Origin of the sequence: Escherichia sp. E2661 (genome assembly GCF_004745185.1) — a bacterium.
In the GTDB taxonomy this organism is placed as follows: Bacteria; Pseudomonadota; Gammaproteobacteria; order Enterobacterales; family Enterobacteriaceae; genus Escherichia.
On record NZ_PDIG01000011.1, the window covers coordinates 92,574 to 111,167 of the forward strand.

At 51.8% G+C, this 18,594-nt stretch carries 12 protein-coding genes and 4 pseudogenes; 8 read left to right on the forward strand and 8 right to left on the reverse strand.

Features of this window, described 5'->3' with window-relative positions:
* Positions 1-50: 50 nt before the first annotated feature.
* The 4 genes and pseudogenes from lpdA to pdhR all read right to left on the reverse strand — a co-directional run bounded on the left by lpdA (position 51) and on the right by pdhR (position 7,180).
* A complete protein-coding gene (gene lpdA / locus CRI63_RS06040) occupies positions 51-1,475 on the reverse strand; it encodes a dihydrolipoyl dehydrogenase (RefSeq protein ID WP_130205068.1) in 1,425 nt (474 codons plus the stop codon).
* A 209-nt stretch (positions 1,476-1,684) separates the two neighbouring features.
* Positions 1,685-3,578: pseudogene (aceF, locus tag CRI63_RS06045) on the reverse strand (pyruvate dehydrogenase complex dihydrolipoyllysine-residue acetyltransferase).
* Positions 3,579-3,592: 14 nt separating this feature from the next.
* Positions 3,593-6,256, reverse strand: coding sequence for a pyruvate dehydrogenase (acetyl-transferring), homodimeric type (gene aceE / locus CRI63_RS06050; protein ID WP_000003821.1), 2,664 nt, complete (start codon positions 6,254-6,256; stop codon positions 3,593-3,595).
* A gap of 159 nt (positions 6,257-6,415) precedes the next feature.
* Positions 6,416-7,180 carry a pyruvate dehydrogenase complex transcriptional repressor PdhR gene (gene pdhR / locus CRI63_RS06055; protein WP_000331776.1) on the reverse strand — a complete coding sequence of 255 codons (765 nt, stop codon included), beginning with the start codon at positions 7,178-7,180 and terminating at the stop codon, positions 6,416-6,418.
* Positions 7,181-7,721: 541 nt separating this feature from the next.
* Between pdhR and aroP the strand changes: the two genes are divergently transcribed.
* Positions 7,722-9,095: an aromatic amino acid transporter AroP gene (gene aroP / locus CRI63_RS06060; RefSeq protein WP_165383443.1), complete on the forward strand. Its 1,374-nt coding sequence runs from the start codon at positions 7,722-7,724 to the stop codon at positions 9,093-9,095.
* A 40-nt stretch (positions 9,096-9,135) separates the two neighbouring features.
* On the opposite strand, the pseudogene ampE reads toward aroP, so the two are convergent.
* Together ampE and ampD are read right to left on the reverse strand one after the other, a co-directional pair.
* Positions 9,136-9,991: pseudogene (gene ampE / locus CRI63_RS06065) on the reverse strand (beta-lactamase regulator AmpE).
* Entirely contained in the window at positions 9,988-10,539 is a 552-nt protein-coding gene (gene ampD / locus CRI63_RS06070) for a 1,6-anhydro-N-acetylmuramyl-L-alanine amidase AmpD (protein WP_135518818.1), read from the reverse strand. Before ampD ends, ampE begins: the two are co-directional and overlap by 4 nt.
* An 87-nt stretch (positions 10,540-10,626) precedes the next feature.
* Here ampD and nadC point away from each other — a divergent pair, with 87 nt between their 5' ends.
* The 4 genes and pseudogenes from nadC (at position 10,627) to hofC (ending at position 14,751) form a co-directional block, all read left to right on the forward strand.
* Positions 10,627-11,520, forward strand: coding sequence for a carboxylating nicotinate-nucleotide diphosphorylase (gene nadC, locus CRI63_RS06075; RefSeq protein WP_130204942.1), 894 nt, complete (start codon positions 10,627-10,629; stop codon positions 11,518-11,520).
* Positions 11,521-11,722: 202 nt separating this feature from the next.
* On the forward strand, positions 11,723-12,163 hold the full coding sequence (gene ppdD, locus CRI63_RS06080) for a prepilin peptidase-dependent pilin (protein WP_130204940.1): 441 nt from the start codon (positions 11,723-11,725) through the stop codon (positions 12,161-12,163).
* Between the two features lie 9 nt (positions 12,164-12,172).
* Complete coding sequence (gene gspE / locus CRI63_RS06085; RefSeq protein ID WP_135518820.1) at positions 12,173-13,558, forward strand: type II secretion system protein GspE; 1,386 nt, start codon at positions 12,173-12,175, stop codon at positions 13,556-13,558.
* Positions 13,548-14,751 (forward strand): annotated as a pseudogene (hofC, locus tag CRI63_RS06090) (protein transport protein HofC). Before gspE ends, hofC begins: the two are co-directional and overlap by 11 nt.
* A 34-nt stretch (positions 14,752-14,785) precedes the next feature.
* On the opposite strand, the gene guaC reads toward hofC, so the two are convergent.
* Positions 14,786-15,829, reverse strand: coding sequence for a GMP reductase (gene guaC, locus CRI63_RS06095; protein WP_130204936.1), 1,044 nt, complete (start codon positions 15,827-15,829; stop codon positions 14,786-14,788).
* Positions 15,830-16,053: 224 nt separating this feature from the next.
* On the opposite strand from guaC, the gene coaE reads away from it, so the two are divergent.
* Genes coaE through yacG form a run of 3 tightly spaced genes read left to right on the forward strand, consistent with a single transcriptional unit; the run spans position 16,054 to position 17,636 of the window.
* On the forward strand, positions 16,054-16,674 hold the full coding sequence (gene coaE / locus CRI63_RS06100) for a dephospho-CoA kinase (RefSeq protein ID WP_130221628.1): 621 nt from the start codon (positions 16,054-16,056) through the stop codon (positions 16,672-16,674).
* Positions 16,674-17,417, forward strand: a complete 744-nt coding sequence (zapD, locus tag CRI63_RS06105; RefSeq protein WP_130217398.1) for a cell division protein ZapD — start codon at positions 16,674-16,676, stop codon at positions 17,415-17,417. The genes coaE and zapD overlap by 1 nt, the downstream gene beginning before the upstream one ends.
* A gap of 9 nt (positions 17,418-17,426) precedes the next feature.
* On the forward strand, positions 17,427-17,636 hold the full coding sequence (gene yacG / locus CRI63_RS06110; protein WP_135518822.1) for a DNA gyrase inhibitor YacG: 210 nt from the start codon (positions 17,427-17,429) through the stop codon (positions 17,634-17,636).
* Positions 17,637-18,177: 541 nt separating this feature from the next.
* Here yacG and mutT read toward each other — a convergent pair.
* Positions 18,178-18,577 (reverse strand): annotated as a pseudogene (gene mutT, locus CRI63_RS06115) (8-oxo-dGTP diphosphatase MutT).
* Positions 18,578-18,594 lie beyond the last annotated feature (17 nt).

Below are 18,594 nucleotides of genomic sequence, written 5' to 3' on the forward strand. Positions count from 1 at the left end.
CGGCGTGGTTAGCCGCTTTTTTAATTGCCGGATGTTCCGGCAAACGAAAATTACTTCTTCTTCGCTTTCGGGTTCGGCAGGTCGGTGATGCTACCTTCGAACACTTCTGCTGCCAGGCCCACAGACTCGTGCAGAGTCGGGTGCGCGTGGATAGTCAGCGCGATGTCTTCAGCATCACAACCCATTTCGATTGCCAGGCCGATTTCACCCAGCAGCTCGCCGCCGTTAGTACCGACAATCGCACCACCGATCACACGGTGAGATTCTTTGTCGAAAATCAGCTTGGTCATACCGTCTGCGCAGTCGGAAGCGATAGCACGACCAGAAGCAGCCCACGGGAAGGTGGCGGTTTCGTAGCTGATGCCTTTCTCTTTCGCTTCTTTCTCAGTCAGACCTACCCATGCAACTTCTGGTTCGGTATAGGCGATGGACGGGATAACTTTCGGATCGAAGTAGTGTTTTTGACCTGCGATAACTTCAGCGGCAACGTGACCTTCGTGAACACCTTTGTGTGCCAGCATCGGCTGACCGACAATATCGCCGATAGCAAAGATGTGCGGTACGTTGGTACGCAACTGTTTGTCAACGCGGATGAAACCACGGTCGTCCACTTCCACGCCAGCTTTGCCTGCGTCGAGGTTTTTACCGTTCGGCACACGACCAATCGCTACCAGCACGGCGTCGTAACGCTGCGGTTCAGCGGGTGCTTTTTTGCCTTCCATCGTCACATAAATACCGTCTTCTTTCGCTTCAACGGCGGTAACTTTGGTTTCCAGCATCAGGTTGAATTTCTTGCTGATACGCTTGGTAAAGACTTTAACGATGTCTTTGTCCGCTGCCGGGATAACCTGGTCGAACATTTCAACCACGTCAATCTGTGAACCCAGCGCGTGGTATACGGTACCCATTTCCAGACCGATGATACCGCCACCCATTACCAGCAGGCGTTCTGGTACTTCTTTCAGTTCCAGTGCGTCAGTGGAGTCCCAGATACGCGGATCTTCATGCGGAATAAACGGCAGTTGGATCGGGCGAGAACCCGCCGCGATGATCGCGTTGTCGAAGTTGATCACGGTTTTACCGTTCTCACCTTCAACTTCCAGGGTGTTAGCCCCGGTGAATTTACCCAGACCGTTGACCACTTTGACTTTGCGGCCTTTCGCCATACCAGCCAGACCACCGGTCAGCTGATTGATCACTTTCTCTTTCCAGGTACGAATCTTGTCGATATCGGTTTTCGGTTCGCCGAAGACGATACCGTGTTCAGCCAGCGCTTTGGCTTCTTCGATAACTTTTGCTACGTGCAGCAGTGCTTTAGAAGGGATACAGCCGACGTTCAGGCAAACACCGCCAAGGGTGTTGTAACGTTCTACGATTACGGTTTCCAGACCTAAATCAGCGCAACGGAAGGCAGCGGAGTAACCTGCGGGGCCTGCCCCAAGTACCACGACCTGAGTTTTGATTTCAGTACTCATCATGACCTCTATATATTTATCTCCGGCGGGTCTGACGTTTTTTTTTTATGACGCCCATTATCCACCGGGTCGTTCTATCCGTCGGTATTTTACAAAATTGTTAACAATTTTTAAACAACAAACGGCAACCGATTTGTCTATTCGCTAATAATCTCAATACATTCATGAGATTACCAGAAAAAAGCCGGCCGTTGGGCCGGCTCTTTTATTTACATCACCAGACGGCGAATATCAGACAGCGTGTTGTTAATGATGGTAATGAAACGGGCACCATCAGCACCGTCGATCACACGGTGGTCGAAGGAGAGAGAAATCGGCAGCATCAGACGCGGCACGAACTCTTTACCATTCCACACCGGCTCCATCGCGGACTTGGAAACGCCGAGGATAGCCACTTCCGGCGCGTTCACAATCGGCGCGAAGTGGGTAGTACCCAGGCCGCCGATGCTGGAGATGGTGAAGCAACCGCCCTGCATTTCGCCCGCAGTCAGCTTACCGTCACGCGCTTTCTTAGAAATAGTCATCAGCTCGCGAGACAGCTCGATGATGCCTTTCTTGTTGACGTCTTTGAATACCGGAACAACCAGACCGTTCGGGGTATCCACCGCCACACCGATGTTGATGTACTTCTTCAGAGTCAGACGCTGACCGTCTTCCGACAGCGAACTGTTGAAGCGAGGCATCTGCTCAAGAGCTGCAGCAACGGCTTTCATGATGAAGACAACTGGGGTTATCTTCACATCCAGCTTACGTTTCGCTGCTTCTTCGTTCTGCTGTTTACGGAACGCTTCCAGCTCGGTGATATCAGTTTTGTCGAAGTGGGTAACGTGCGGGATCATCACCCAGTTACGGCTCAGGTTAGCACCAGAGATTTTCTGAATGCGACCCAGTTCCACTTCTTCGATTTCACCAAACTTGCTGAAGTCCACCTTCGGCCACGGCAGCATGCCTGGGATACCGCCGCCAGTCGCCGCCGGAGCCGCTTCTGCACGTTTGATAGCTTCTTTCACGTAAGCCTGAACGTCTTCGCGCAGGATACGACCTTTACGGCCAGTGCCCTTCACTTTCGCCAGGTTAACGCCAAATTCGCGTGCCAGACGGCGGATCAGCGGAGTCGCGTGAACGTAAGCGTCGTTTTCAGCAAATTCAGATTTGCCTTCAGCTTTCGCAGCCGGAGCTGCTGCCGGGGCTTCAGCTTTTGCTTGCCGGAGCCGGGGCTGCCGCTTCCTGTTTCGCAGGAGCTGCCGCAGGCGCTGCGCCTTCAACTTCGAAGATCATAATCAGCGAGCCAGTTTTCACTTTATCGCCAACGTTGACTTTCAGTTCCTTCACGACACCAGCAAACGGAGCCGGAACTTCCATAGAAGCTTTATCGCCTTCTACGGTGATCAGTGACTGTTCTGCGGCAACTTTGTCGCCCACTTTCACCATCACTTCGGTCACTTCAACTTCGTCACCGCCGATATCCGGAACGTTAACTTCTTTCACGCCAGCGGCTGGTGCAGGGGCCGCTGCCGGAGCCGCTTCCTGTTTAGCTGCTGGAGCTGCCGCGCCTGCTTCACCCGCGACTTCGAAGACCATAATCAGCGAGCCGGTAGACACTTTGTCACCCACGTTCACTTTGATCTCTTTCACGGTGCCTGCAAACGGAGCAGGAACTTCCATAGAAGCTTTATCGCCTTCTACGGTGATCAGCGACTGCTCAGCTTCAACTTTGTCGCCCACTTTCACCAGGATTTCGGTCACTTCAACTTCGTCGCTGCCGATATCCGGAACGTTAACGTCTTTTGCCGCTGCAGCCGCTGGTGCTGCTGCCGGAGCTGCTTCTTTCTTCTCTTCTGCCTGAGCAGGTGCAGCGTCTGCTGCACCGTCGGCGGAATCGAAAATCATAATCAGTGCGCCGGTCTGGGTTTTATCGCCAACAGAGACTTTGATCTCTTTAACGATACCCGCCTGCGGAGACGGAACTTCCATAGAGGCTTTGTCGCCTTCTACGGTGATCAGCGACTGTTCGGCTTCAACTTTGTCGCCCACTTTGACCAGGATCTCGGTGATTTCAACTTCATCAGCCCCGATGTCCGGTACTTTGATTTCGATAGCCATTATTCTTTTACCTCTTACGCCAGACGCGGGTTAACTTTTTCTGCATCGATGTTGAATTTGGCGATTGCGTCAGCAACCACTTTCTTATCGATTTCGCCACGTTTAGCCAGTTCGCCCAGCGCCGCTACAACCACGTAGGAAGCATCAACTTCGAAGTGGTGACGCAGGTTCTCACGGCTGTCGGAACGACCGAAGCCATCAGTACCCAGGACGCGGTAGTCGTCAGCCGGTACGTAAGTACGGACCTGCTCAGCGAACAGTTTCATATAGTCGGTAGATGCCACTGCCGGAGCGTCGTTCATCACCTGTGCGATGTACGGAACGCGCGGAGTTTCCAGCGGGTGCAGCATGTTCCAGCGTTCACAATCCTGACCATCACGCGCCAGCTCGGTGAAGGAGGTCACGCTATAAACGTCAGAACCTACGCCGTAATCTTTCGCCAGGATCTCTGCCGCTTCACGGACGTGACGCAGGATAGAACCGGAGCCCAGCAGCTGAACTTTACCTTTGCTGCCTTCAATGGTTTCGAGTTTGTAGATACCTTTACGGATACCTTCCTCAGCACCTTCCGGCATTGCCGGCATGTGGTAGTTTTCGTTCAGCGTAGTGATGTAGTAGTAAACGTTCTCTTGTTTTTCACCGTACATACGCTCCAGACCGTCATGCATGATGACAGCAACTTCGTAAGCGTAAGCCGGGTCGTAAGAGATACAGTTCGGGATAGTCAGCGACTGAATGTGGCTGTGACCATCTTCGTGCTGCAGACCTTCGCCGTTCAGGGTGGTACGACCGGAAGTACCGCCGATCAGGAAGCCACGCGCTTGCTGGTCGCCAGCCGCCCAGCACAGATCGCCGATACGCTGGAAGCCGAACATCGAGTAATAGATGTAGAACGGAATCATCGGCAGATTGTTGGTGCTGTAAGAGGTCGCCGCTGCCAGCCAGGAACACCCTGCGCCCAGCTCGTTGATCCCTTCCTGCAGAATCTGACCTTTCTCGTCTTCTTTATAGTAAGCAACCTGCTCGCGGTCCTGCGGGGTGTACTGCTGACCGTTCGGGCTGTAAATACCAATCTGACGGAACAGACCTTCCATACCGAAAGTACGCGCTTCGTCGGCGATGATCGGTACCAGACGATCTTTGATCGACTTGTTCTTCAGCATCACGTTCAGGGCACGAACGAAAGCGATAGTGGTAGAGATCTCTTTGCTCTGCTCTTCCAGCAGCGCGCCGAAGTCTTGCAGGCTCGGCAGCTCCAGCTTCTCGGTGAAGTTCGGCTGACGGCTTGGCAGATAACCGTGCAGTTTCTGACGCTGAGCGTGCAGATAGGTATGCTCTTCAGAACCTTCCGGGAAGGTGATGTACGGCAGTTTTTCGATATCTGCATCAGACACCGGCACATTGAAACGGTCGCGGATGTGACGCACGCCGTCCATGTTCATTTTCTTAACCTGGTGCGCGATGTTTTTACCTTCAGCCGCGTCGCCCATGCCGTAACCTTTAATGGTATGAGCAAGGATTACTGTCGCTTTGCCTTTGGTTTCCTGCGCTTTCTTGAATGCAGCGTAGATTTTCTTCGGATCGTGACCACCACGGTTCAGCGCCCAGATCTGCTCGTCAGTCCAGTCTGCAACCAGTGCTGCGGTTTCAGGATATTTACCGAAGAAGTGTTCACGAACGTACGCACCATCTTTCGATTTGAAGGTCTGGTAGTCGCCGTCAACGGTTTCGTTCATCAGCTGGATCAGTTTACCGCTGGTATCTTTACGCAGCAGTTCATCCCAACGGCTACCCCACATGACTTTAATCACGTTCCAGCCAGCACCTTCGAAGATGCCTTCCAGTTCGTTGATGATCTTGCCGTTACCGGTGACCGGGCCGTCAAGACGCTGCAGGTTACAGTTGATAACGAAGACCAGGTTATCCAGTTTTTCACGGGTAGCGATGGTGATCGCACCTTTGGATTCCGGTTCGTCCATTTCACCGTCGCCGAGGAACGCGTAAACGGTCTGTTTAGAGGTATCTTTCAGGCCACGGTGTTCCAGATATTTCAGGAATTTAGCCTGGTAAATAGCACCAATCGGACCCAGACCCATAGATACGGTCGGGAACTGCCAGAATTCCGGCATCAGTTTCGGGTGCGGATAGGAAGAGAGGCCATTGCCGTGAACTTCCTGACGGAAGTTATCCAGCTGCTCCTGAGTCAGACGACCTTCCAGGAAAGCACGTGCGTACACGCCCGGGGAGATGTGGCCCTGGAAGTAAACCAGGTCGCCGCCATCCTGCTCGTTACGTGCACGGAAGAAGTGGTTAAAGCACACATCATAAATGGTTGCGGAAGACTGGAAGGACGCCATGTGGCCGCCCAGTTCGAGGTCTTTTTTCGACGCACGCAGAACCGTCATGATGGCGTTCCAGCGGATAGCTGAACGAATACGGCGTTCCAGTTCCAGATTACCCGGATACTCCGGTTGTTCTTCAACGGGGATGGTGTTGATGTAGTTGCTGATACCGGTGCCTGCGGCTACGTTGACACCGCCTTTGCGGGCTTCAGCAAGCAGTTGGTCGATCAGATACTGAGCACGCTCAACACCTTCTTCACGGATGACCGATTCGATCGCCTGGAGCCAGTCGCGAGTTTCGATCGGATCCACGTCATTTGGGAAACGTTCTGACATGGGTTATTCCTTATCTATCTAATAACGTTGAGTTTCTGGAACCTGTCCCATTGAACTCTCGCCGGAAAGCTCAATAAGACAGGTTCTACGTTTAGTTGCCGCGCTTTTATATGCGCTTGATTTACAACATCTTCTGGATAATTTTTACCAGAAAAATCACTAATTCTTTCGTTGCTCCAGACGGCGCAGAGAACGCTCACGGCGACTCTCTTCACGGCTTCTGTCGAGCAAAATTTCTTCGATAAAGGCCAGATGACGATGCGATGCTTCGCGCGCTTCTTCCGGCTTACCGGCCATAATCGCTTCGAATATGCGGGTGCGGTGACTACTCACCAGCGGCAGCATCTCGCGACGCGAATAGAGCAATTCGAAGTTCTGACGGACATTCTGGGCCAACATCGGCTCCATACACCTTAGCAGATGAAGCAAAACCACATTGTGGGCCGCTTCGGTGACGGCAATCTGATACTGGAGTACGGCGTTTGATTCCGCGTCCAGATCGCCAGACTGCTGCGCCAGTTCTATGGCGTGGTGGAGTTCACGGATGCGTTCCTTGTCTTCATCGGTACTACGCAGCGCGGCGTAATAAGCGGCGATACCTTCCAGGGCGTGTCGTGTTTCGAGCAAGTCATACTGTGATTCAGGATGGTCGGAGAGCAGCTCCACCAGCGGATCGCTGAAGCTTTGCCAGAGGCTGCTCTGAACAAACGTGCCGCCACCCTGGCGACGAAGCAACAAGCCCTTCGCTTCGAGACGTTGAATCGCCTCACGCAATGAGGGACGGGATACATCGAACTGTTTTGCCAGTTCGCGTTCCGGTGGGAGTTTTTCACCCGGGCGGAGAGTGCCTTCGAGGATCAAAAACTCCAGTTGCTGCTCAATCACATCGGAGAGTTTTGGTTGGCGGATTTTGCTGTAGGCCATGAGTTCCTGTCTTAAGCCACTTGCCGAAGTCAATTGGTCTTACCAATTTCATGTCTGTGACGCTAAAGTAACAAAGTATTCACCTTATGTCCATACAGGTTTTGATTGAAATCATGAAACTGTGCACATTTTAACAACTTGACATATATAACGTTTCAAAGTTGTAACTATGCACAAATGTAGACTTTACGTAAGAAAGGGATTTTTTAACGATTATTAAACTATAAAAATCCGAGTTGAACCGATTCACTTACCAATTTATCGGTTTTTAATTCAAAAATAATGAATTTATATTCATTTTATATATTGAGCGGATTTGAGGCTGATCTTTACAAACGATTCCTTTTTAAGCAACTCATCTTCAACCATGCATAAAGCGGGTGCATTCGCTGCCGCATACCATTATTCTTGATCTGACGGAAGTCTTTTTTGTAACAATTCAAACGTCTTTGATGTAAACAAATTAATACAACAAACGGAATTGCAAACTTACACACGCATCATTGCGTAGATCAAAAAAACAATCACCGCACGAGGTTTCATGATGGAAGGTCAACAGCACGGCGAGCAGCTAAAGCGCGGCCTTAAAAACCGCCATATTCAGCTTATCGCGCTGGGTGGCGCGATAGGGACAGGACTATTCCTGGGTAGCGCCTCCGTAATTCAGTCCGCAGGACCAGGGATTATCCTGGGTTATGCCATTGCTGGTTTTATCGCCTTTCTGATCATGCGTCAGCTAGGTGAAATGGTGGTCGAAGAACCTGTCGCAGGCTCCTTCAGCCACTTTGCTTATAAATACTGGGGCAGCTTTGCCGGATTCGCTTCTGGCTGGAACTATTGGGTACTGTACGTTTTAGTTGCCATGGCAGAACTTACGGCTGTCGGCAAATACATTCAGTTCTGGTATCCGGAAATCCCAACCTGGGCTTCTGCCGCCGTATTCTTTGTGGTGATTAACGCCATCAACCTGACTAACGTTAAAGTGTTTGGTGAGATGGAGTTCTGGTTTGCCATTATCAAAGTTATCGCGGTGGTAGCGATGATCATCTTCGGCGGCTGGCTGCTGTTCAGCGGCAACGGCGGCCCGCAGGCAAGTGTTAGTAACCTGTGGGATCAGGGTGGCTTCCTGCCGCACGGCTTCACCGGGCTGGTGATGATGATGGCGATTATCATGTTCTCGTTCGGTGGTCTGGAACTGGTGGGGATCACCGCTGCAGAAGCTGATAACCCGGAGCAAAGCATCCCGAAAGCAACTAATCAGGTTATCTACCGCATCCTGATTTTCTACATTGGTTCGTTAGCCGTTCTGCTCTCACTGATGCCGTGGACACGCGTTACCGCTGACACCAGCCCGTTTGTGCTGATCTTCCACGAGTTAGGCGATACCTTTGTGGCAAATGCGCTGAACATCGTGGTACTGACGGCTGCGCTCTCCGTGTACAACAGCTGTGTATATTGCAACAGCCGTATGCTGTTCGGTCTGGCACAACAGGGTAACGCACCGAAAATGCTCGCTTCCGTCGATAAACGCGGCGTACCAGTAAATACCATTCTGGTATCTGCGCTGGTTACGGCATTGTGCGTACTGATTAACTACCTTGCCCCAGAGTCCGCTTTCGGACTGTTAATGGCGCTGGTGGTTTCTGCACTGGTTATTAACTGGGCGATGATTAGCCTGGCACATATGAAGTTCCGTCGCGCTAAGCAAGAACAAGGTGTGGCAACTCGTTTCCCTGCTCTGCTTTATCCGCTGGGTAACTGGATCTGTCTGCTGTTTATGGCGGCGGTACTGGTGATAATGCTGATGACGCCGGGAATGGCGATCTCGGTTTACCTGATCCCGGTATGGCTGGTTGTGTTAGGTATCGGTTATCTGTTCAAAGAGAAAACCGCAAAAGCCGTAAAAGCACATTAATCTCTCTACGCTCACCCGTTCTGGGTGAGGGCGGCAATATTTACACCAATGTCCCGTAAATCGTCAGTAGCGCAATCACCACCACAACCACGAACGAGGTTTTCTTCGCCATTGAAACCGCTGCTTTCGGTGTCTCAACCTTATCGACATGCGGTTCACGCGCCAGTGAGAACTGTGCCAGACGCGTTAACACCTGGTATTGCGATGTATGGAAATCGGTCAGTGAAGCAAACCAGGCTGGTAACGCTTTCTCACCGTGACCAATCAAGGCATAAACTACGCCCGCAAGGCGAACTGGCACCCAATCCAGTACATGAAGCACGGCATCAACCCCCGACTGTAAACGATGATGCGGCGTCTGGTAGCGCGCCAGCCAGTATTGCCATGCACGCAAGAATGCATAGCCCATCAGGGTAACGGGTCCCCAGATACCGCCTACAATTAGCCAGAACAGTGGCGCAAGGTAAAAACGAAAGTTAATCCACAGCAGGGCATTTTGCAGTTCACGCAAAAACTCACGCTCATCGCAGCCTGCGGGGACGCCATGAATCATGGTTAACTCGCCAGCCATCGTGGAACGGGCATGGCTGTCGTTACGAGAAGCTGCGGTCAGATAAGCATGATAATGGAGACGAACTTTTCCTGCGCCAATACACAACAAACCAATCAACAGCCACACCACCAGCGTCGGGACGTTGAACAATAGCCCATGCAACGCGCGCAACAGTAAAAAGGTCGCCCCCATCGCGATAATGGTCATTCCTAATGTGCGCCCCAGCGAGAAATGTTTCACCCGACGGAAAAAACGCCTCGAGGCGGTGATCAAGCTGCCAGTGCTCGCCCAACTTAAACAGGCGCTCGAAAATTAACACCAGTAAGGTTGTAAACAGCGTCATGTTGTCTCCTTGCTGACCAGGGCGCGAAACCGTGCCCAATCAAAGGCAGAGCCGGGATCGGTTTTCCGATCCGGCGCAATATCACAATGTCCCGTCATATTACTGGCAATGGCTGGATAGCGATGAATCAATGCCCGCGTAACCGCCGCAAGCTGTTGATACTGCGCATCGGTATACGCCAGCGTATCAGTGCCTTCCAACTCAATCCCAATGGAGAAATCATTACAGCGTTCGCGCCCCTGATACATGGAAACACCCGCATGCCAGGCGCGTTTATCGAAAGGAACATACTGGACAATTTCACCATCACGGCGAATCAAACAGTGAGCGGAGACGCGCAAATGGGCAATCTCTGCAAAGAAGGGATGTGCCTGCGGATCAATAGTTCCGGTGAATAATGCATCAATCCACGGACCGCCAAACTCGCCTGGCGGCAGGCTAATATTGTGCACCACCAGCAAGGTGGGAGTTTCGTCATCCGGGCGACAATCGTAATGTGGTGAGGGAACGCGGCGCGCGCCGACCAGCCACCCCTGTTCTAACAACATGCAGGATCTCCTTATATGTGGTGCTAATACCCGGTTCAGAGTAGCATGTTTCTACCTTATGATTCGTTAGCTATCTGGAGTTTTAACATGCCGCCTCGCCGCTATAACCCTGACACCCGACGTGACGAGCTGCTGGAACGCATTAATCTCGATATCCCCGGCGCGGTGGCCCAGGCGCTGCGAGAAGATTTAGGCGGAACAGTCGATGCCAACAACGACATTACGGCAAAACTTTTACCGGAAAATTCACGCTCTCATGCCACGGTGATCACCCGCGAAGAGGGCGTATTTTGTGGTAAACGCTGGGTTGAAGAAGTGTTTATTCAACTGGCAGGCGACGATGTCACCATTACCTGGCATGTGGATGACGGTGATGTCATTAACGCCAATCAACTCCTTTTCGAACTCGAAGGCCCATCTCGCGTGCTGTTAACCGGCGAACGTACTGCGCTTAATTTTGTACAAACTCTTTCTGGCGTAGCCAGTAAGGTTCGCCACTATGTTGAGTTGCTGGAAGGCACCGATACGCAGTTGCTGGATACGCGAAAAACCTTACCCGGCCTGCGTTCTGCCCTGAAATACGCGGTACTTTGCGGCGGCGGGGCTAACCATCGTCTGGGGCTTTCTGACGCCTTCCTGATCAAAGAAAACCATATTATTGCCTCCGGCTCAGTGCGCCAGGCGGTCGAAAAAGCGTCCTGGCTGCACCCGGATGCGCCAGTAGAAGTTGAAGTCGAGAATCTGGAAGAACTTGATGAAGCACTGAAAGCAGGTGCCGATATCATCATGCTGGATAACTTCGACACAGAACAGATGCGCAAAGCCGTTAAACGCACCAACGGCAAGGCGCTGCTGGAAGTGTCTGGCAACGTCACCGACAAAACGCTGCGCGAGTTTGCTGAAACGGGCGTGGACTTTATCTCCGTCGGTGCGCTAACTAAACACGTACAGGCACTCGACCTTTCAATGCGTTTTCGCTAATTGCTGACAGATTTATCCGCTCCATCGCGGGCGGATAATCTCCCCTTCCCCAACTTTCTTCGTAACGCCTCGCAAATTTTCTGTCTTTTGCTGCAACGTAATAAAAAACCTCTGAAGCCTCCTTCCCGTTTCGTTTTTTGCCCCTCGCCTGTGCTGATGGCGTTTGCCAAAGTAGCGCCAACCAAATCAAGGAGCGAAACAGATGGACAAGCAACGCGGTTTTACACTTATCGAACTGATGGTGGTTATTGGCATCATTGCCATTTTAAGCGCCATTGGTATTCCCGCTTATCAAAACTACCTGCGCAAAGCCGCGCTTACCGACATGCTACAAACCTTTGTGCCTTACCGTACCGCCGTAGAATTGTGCGCGCTGGAACATGGCGGACTGGACACTTGCGACGGCGGCAGCAATGGCATCCCCTCACCTACCACCACCCGCTATGTTTCAGCCATGAGTGTGGCAAAGGGCGTGGTGTCACTGACCGGGCAAGAGAGTCTCAATGGGCTAAGCATCGTTATGACACCCGGTTGGGATAACGCTAACGGTGTCACCGGCTGGACGCGCAACTGCAATATTCAAAGTGACAGCGCATTGCAGCAAGCCTGCGAAGATGTCTTCCGCTTTGATGACGCCAACTAAGGAGCGGCGATGAATATTTCACAGCTCACCGCCCTGTGTTTGCGTTACCAGGGGGTCTTACTGGATGCCAGCGAAAAAGTGGTTCATGTTGCGGTGGTCGATGCCCCCTCACATGAGTTGCTGGACGCATTGCATTTCGCTACCACCAAACGTATTGAGATCACCTGCTGGACGCGCCAACAGATGGAAGGTCACGCCAGTCGCAAACAACAGACATTGCCCGTAGCCGTTCAGGAGAAACATCAGCCTAAAGCAGAATTGCTGGCTCATACGTTGCAATCTGCACTGGAACAACGCGCATCAGATATTCATATCGAACCAGCGGACAATAGCTATCACATCCGCTTGCGTATCGACGGCGTGCTGCATCCTTTACCTGATGTTTCACTGGATGCCGGAGTCGCTTTAACCGCCAGGTTAAAAGTGCTGGGAAGCCTGGATATTGCGGAACATCGCCTGCCGCAGGACGGGCAATTCACTGTCGAACTGGCAGGGAACGACGTCTCATTTCGTATTGCTACCTTGCCATGTCGCGGCGGTGAAAAGGTGGTATTACGGTTGTTACAGCAGGTGGACCAGGCGCTGGATGTCAACACGCTGGGAATGCAACCATCACAACTGACGGACTTTACCCACGCCTTGCAGCAACCACAAGGACTGGTGCTGGTAACTGGCCCTACCGGCAGCGGCAAAACAGTCACGCTGTATAGCGCACTGCAAACGCTGAATACCGCCGATATTAATATTTGCAGCGTGGAAGATCCGGTTGAAATCCCCATCGCCGGGCTAAACCAGACACAAATCCATCCACGTGCCGGACTCACCTTTCAGGGCGTTTTGCGTGCGTTATTGCGCCAGGATCCTGACGTCATCATGATCGGAGAGATCCGCGATGGCGAAACGGCAGAAATTGCCATTAAAGCCGCACAAACGGGTCATCTGGTATTGTCCACGCTACACACCAACTCCACCTGCGAAACGCTGGTGCGTTTACAGCAAATGGGCGTTGCTCGCTGGATGCTCTCGTCGGCCCTCACTCTGGTAATAGCCCAGCGCCTGGTACGTAAACTTTGTCCGCATTGCCGCCAGCGGCAAGGGGAACCGATCCGCCTTCCGGACAATGTATGGTCATCTCCGCTGTCCCGCTGGCAGGCACCGGGTTGTGAACATTGCTACCACGGTTTTTATGGTCGTACCGCCTTGTTTGAAGTCCTGCCCATTACACCAGCCATACGCCAGCTTATTTCCTCTAATACTGAAGTTGAATCGCTGGAAACACACGCCAGGCGGACAGGTATGCGCACACTTTTTGAAAACGGCTGCCTGGCCGTGGAACAGGGCTTAACCACATTTGAAGAGTTAATCCGCGTGTTGGGGATGCCGCATGGCGAATAAGCAACTCTGGCGATGGCATGGCATAACCGGCGACGGCAATGCGCAAGATGGGATGCAATGGTCAGAGAGCCGTGCTTTGCTACTTTTGGCTCTACAGCAGCAAAGGGTTACCCCACTGCACCTGAAGCGAATCAAGATCAGTTCTGCACAGTGGCGCGGAGATAAAAGCGCGGAAGTCATTCATCAACTGGCGACGCTACTTAAAGCCGGGTTAACGCTTTCTGAAGGGCTGGCACTGCTGGCTGAACAGCATCCAAGTAAGCAATGGCAGGCATTGTTGCAATCGCTGGCGCACGATCTCGAACAGGGCGTGGCCTTTTCTAGTGCCTTATCGCCCTGGTCAGAGGTTTTTCCGCCGCTTTACCAGTCGATGATCCGCACGGGGGAAGTGACCGGTAAGCTGGATGAATGCTGCTTTGAACTGGCGCGTCAGCAAAAAGCCCAGCGCCAGTTGGCCGACAAAGTGAAATCAGCGTTGCGTTATCCCATCATCATTTTAGCGATGGCAATCATGGTAGTTGTGGCAATGCTGCATTTTGTGCTGCCGGAGTTTGCCGCTATCTATAAGACCTTCAACACCCCACTACCGGCGCTAACGCAGGGGATCATGACGCTGGCAGACTTTAGTGGCAAATGGGGCTGGCTGCTGATAGTGCTCGGCTTTCTGCTGGCGATAGCCAACAAACTGCTGATGCGTCGCCCTACCTGGCTTATTGCGCGGCAGAAATGGTTATTACGCATCCCGATAATGGGAGCCCTGATGCGGGGACAAAAACTCACGCAGATCTTTACGATTCTGGCGCTGACACAAAGCGCAGGGATTACTTTTTTGCAGGGAGTGGAGAGCGTCAGGGAGACGATGCGCTGCCCGTACTGGGCGCAACTTCTGACACAAATTCAGCATGATATCAGTAACGGTCATCCCATCTGGCTGGCGCTAAAAAAATGCGGGGGAGTTTAGCCCGCTCTGTTTGCAGTTAGTGAGGACAGGAGAGACATCCGGGTCGCTGGATATCATGCTGGAGAATCTTGCCCATCATCATCGGGATAACACGCTGGCGCTGGCAGATAACCTTGCCGCCTTACTGGAACCGGCGTTGCTGGTCATTACTGGAGGAATTATCGGTACGTTGGTGGTGGCAATGTATCTGCCAATTTTCCATCTGGGCGATGCGATGAGTGGGGTGGGATAATGCTGGCGTGTTGCTCCACGCCAGCATTGGGAGATTACAGATTATTGAAGATGCGGTTTTCTTGTTCCAGTACGCGGATAAACGTGGTGCGTTTGGTCAGCTCTTTCAGGCGTGAAGCCCCAACGTAAGTGCAGGCTGAACGCAGACCGCCTAAAATATCACGCGCGGTATTTTCAACCGGACCGCGCAGAGGAAGCTTAACGGTTTTACCTTCTGCAGCGCGATATTCCGCAACGCCGCCAACGTGACGTTTCATCGCAGACTCGGAGCTCATACCGTAGAACAGCATAAATTTCTCGCCGTTCTCTTCAACAATACGGCCGCCGCTCTCTTCGTGACCCGCCAGCATTCCGCCAAGCATTACGAAATCGGCACCGCCACCAAAAGCTTTCGCGACATCGCCCGGTGTGGTACAGCCGCCATCGCTGACGATCATCCCGCCCAGACCGTGCGCGGCATCGGCGCATTCGATCACCGCAGAAAGCTGCGGATAACCGACGCCCGTTTTCACGCGAGTTGTACAAACAGAGCCAGGACCAATACCAACTTTAACGATATCAGCACCGGAGAGGATAAGCTCCTCACACATTTCGCCAGTTACCACATTGCCTGCACAAATAGTTTTTGTCGGCCACGCTTCACGCGCCTTCGCAACAAACTGCACGAAGTGCTCAGAATATCCATTCGCAACATCAATACAAACGAAGTTTAATGCCGGGTTCAGGTCGAGAATTTGTTTGGTTTTTTCGAAATCGGCATCCGACGTGCCGGTAGAAACCATCACATGTTTCAGCACATCAGCAGAAGAATTGTTGATAAACGCTTGCCACTCTTCAACAGAGTAATGTTTATGTACAGCGGTCAAAATATCGAAAGAAGCCAGTGCCGTAGCCATACTAAAAGTGCCTACGGTGTCCATATTTGCGGCGATAATCGGCACGCCGGACCAGCTTTGACCTGAATGTTTGAAGGTGAATTGACGTTCCAGTTCAACATCGGAACGGCTTTTAAGAGTAGAGCGTTTAGGGCGGATGAGGACGTCTTTAAAACCTAACTTCAGATCTTCTTCGATACGCATGTGCAGATTCCTGGGGTTAATGGCTATAAGGGTAAGAGCGCAACTCCAGTGACGCTATCATACGCACTAATCGATATGGCGCAAGACTGCGAAATTGTCTTTTTTTACGCTACAATCCCATAAATTTACCTGGTAAATAGTGGGCGAACGTTTCATCAATTTCGCTTTCGCGCGCTCTTTATTAACATTTTGATAATCATGATGAATTCCCAGGAATATAGATTATGAGGTATACAGTTGCCTTAACAGGCGGCATTGGCAGTGGCAAGAGTACCGTTGCAAATGCATTTGCTGACCTCGGAATTAATGTCATTGATGCCGATATTATTGCGCGTCAGGTGGTTGAACCGGGTACACCTGCACTGCGTGCCATTGCTGAACACTTTGGCGCGGATATGATTGCTGCTGATGGAACATTGCAACGTCGCGCCTTGCGCGAGCGGATCTTTGCCTATCCGGAAGAGAAAAACTGGCTTAATGCCCTGCTGCATCCTCTGATTCAGCAGGAGACGCAACGCCAGATCCAGCAAGCAACTTCACCTTATGTGTTATGGGTTGTGCCATTGCTGGTAGAAAACTCACTGTATAAAAAAGCGAATCGAGTGCTGGTGGTGGATGTCAGCCCAGAAACGCAGCTTAAGCGCACCATGCAGCGCGATGATGTTACTCGCGAGCATGTCGAACAAATTCTTGCTGCCCAGGCTACGCGCGAAGCCCGTCTTGCGGTGGCAGATGACGTCATTGATAATAACGGCACACCGGATGCTATTGCATCAGATGTTGCCCGCCTGCACGCACACTATTTGCAGCTCGCGTCGCAGTTTGTCTCACAGGAAAAAACTTAATGCAGACCCAGGTCCTTTTTGAACATCCACTAAATGAAAAAATGCGTACATGGCTGCGCATTGAGTTTTTAATTCAACAACTCACCGTAAATTTGCCTATTGCTGACTACGCTGGTGCTCTGCATTTCTTCCGTAATGTTAGTGAATTGCTGGATGTGTTCGAGCGTGGAGAAGTTCGTACCGAACTACTGAAAGAGCTGGAACGTCAACAGCGTAAACTCCAGACCTGGATTGGTGTGCCTGGCGTGGACCAGACCCGTATTGAAGCATTAATTCAGCAGTTGAAGGCCGCAGGTAGCGTGCTGATTTCCGCGCCGCGTATCGGGCAATTTCTGCGTGAAGACAGGATGATTGCCCTGGTGCGCCAGCGTCTGAGCATTCCCGGTGGTTGTTGCAGCTTTGATTTACCTACGTTGCATATCTGGTTGCATTTACCCCAGTCGCAGCGCGACAGTCAGGTAGAAACCTGGATTGCCAGCCTGAGCCCGCTGACACAGGCACTTACAATGGTGTTGGATTTGATTCGTCAGTCGGCACCGTTCCGCAAACTGACCAGTCTGAACGGTTTTTATCAGGATAACGGCGAAGACGCCGATTTGTTACGCCTGAATCTGGCACTCGATTCACAGCTTTATCCGCAAATATCCGGTCATAAGAGCCGTTTTGCCATTCGCTTTATGCCGCTGGACAGTGAAAATGGACAAGTACCGGAACGTCTGGATTTCGAATTGGCTTGTTGCTAAGGAGTAAAAATGTCAGAAACTATTACGGTGAATTGCCCCACCTGCGGGAAAACGGTGGTGTGGGGTGAAGTCAGCCCATTTCGGCCATTTTGTTCCAAACGCTGCCAGTTGATCGACCTCGGAGAATGGGCTGCGGAAGAAAAACGAATCCCCAGCAGTGGCGATCTTTCTGAGAGCGATGACTGGAGCGAAGAAGCCAAAGCCGTGACATTTGTCTGATGCCGCACGTAGGCCTGATAAGACGCGCCAGCGTCGCATCAGGCATCTTGTGCAAATGTCGGATGCGGCGTAAACGCCTTATCCGACCTACAAACCTGATTTATCAACGAGTTAATAAAACACGTAGGCCTGATAAGACGCGCCAGCGTCGCATCAGGCATCGTGTGTAAATGTCGGATGCGGCGCAAACGCCTTATCCGACCTACAAAATCTAATTTATCAACGAGTTAACAAACCACGCAGGCCTGATAAGACGCGCCAGCGTCGCATCAGGCATCTCGTATAAATGTCGGATGCGGCGTAAACGCCTTATCCCACCTACGAAACCTGATTTATCAACGAGTTAATAAACCTCGCAGGCCTGATAAGACGCGCCAGCGTCGCATCAGGCATCGTGTGCAAATGTCGGATGCGGCGTAAACATCTTATCCGACCTACAAAACCTGATTTATCAACGAGTTAATAAACCACGTAGGCCTGATAAGACGCGCCAGCGTCGCATCAGGCATCTTGTGCAAATGTCGGATGCGGCATAAACGCCTTATCCGACCTCCAGACACTTAAGCTTCGAAATTACCGGTTCATTGGCTGGCGGAAAATCTTCTGCATTGAGGCTGGCCAGCGCCATCCACTCACCGGGCTGTCCCTCTTTCCCCCACGGTTCCCCTTCCCAGCTTTCGACCAACCAGAACCACAGTGTGATATGCCTGTCAGAGAACTGATATTCCAGCTTTTCAAACAGCGAAAAAACGTTGCGGGGTAACCCCGACTTCTTCCTGAAGCTCCCGTACCATCGCTTGTTCTGCCGTTTCTCCCGTTTCTATTTTACCGCCCGGAAACTCCAGCTTATTTGCCATGTGCGCATCTGCGGCGCGACGGGTTATAAAGATTTCGTTGTTTTCGTTGCGAATAATACCTACCGCGATTTGCAGTTTTTTCATTGTCTTAAGCCTATAAA

What these genes read in the sequence shown, in the direction of transcription:
- lpdA (WP_130205068.1), bottom strand. Translation starts at nt 1,475, where the DNA reads ATGAGTACTGAAATCAAAACTCAGGTCGTGGTACTTGGGGCAGGCCCC.
- aceE (WP_000003821.1), bottom strand. Translation starts at nt 6,256, where the DNA reads ATGTCAGAACGTTTCCCAAATGACGTGGATCCGATCGAAACTCGCGAC.
- pdhR (WP_000331776.1), bottom strand. Translation starts at nt 7,180, where the DNA reads ATGGCCTACAGCAAAATCCGCCAACCAAAACTCTCCGATGTGATTGAG.
- aroP (WP_165383443.1), top strand. Translation starts at nt 7,722, where the DNA reads ATGATGGAAGGTCAACAGCACGGCGAGCAGCTAAAGCGCGGCCTTAAA.
- ampD (WP_135518818.1), bottom strand. Translation starts at nt 10,539, where the DNA reads ATGTTGTTAGAACAGGGGTGGCTGGTCGGCGCGCGCCGCGTTCCCTCA.
- nadC (WP_130204942.1), top strand. Translation starts at nt 10,627, where the DNA reads ATGCCGCCTCGCCGCTATAACCCTGACACCCGACGTGACGAGCTGCTG.
- ppdD (WP_130204940.1), top strand. Translation starts at nt 11,723, where the DNA reads ATGGACAAGCAACGCGGTTTTACACTTATCGAACTGATGGTGGTTATT.
- gspE (WP_135518820.1), top strand. Translation starts at nt 12,173, where the DNA reads ATGAATATTTCACAGCTCACCGCCCTGTGTTTGCGTTACCAGGGGGTC.
- guaC (WP_130204936.1), bottom strand. Translation starts at nt 15,829, where the DNA reads ATGCGTATCGAAGAAGATCTGAAGTTAGGTTTTAAAGACGTCCTCATC.
- coaE (WP_130221628.1), top strand. Translation starts at nt 16,054, where the DNA reads ATGAGGTATACAGTTGCCTTAACAGGCGGCATTGGCAGTGGCAAGAGT.
- zapD (WP_130217398.1), top strand. Translation starts at nt 16,674, where the DNA reads ATGCAGACCCAGGTCCTTTTTGAACATCCACTAAATGAAAAAATGCGT.
- yacG (WP_135518822.1), top strand. Translation starts at nt 17,427, where the DNA reads ATGTCAGAAACTATTACGGTGAATTGCCCCACCTGCGGGAAAACGGTG.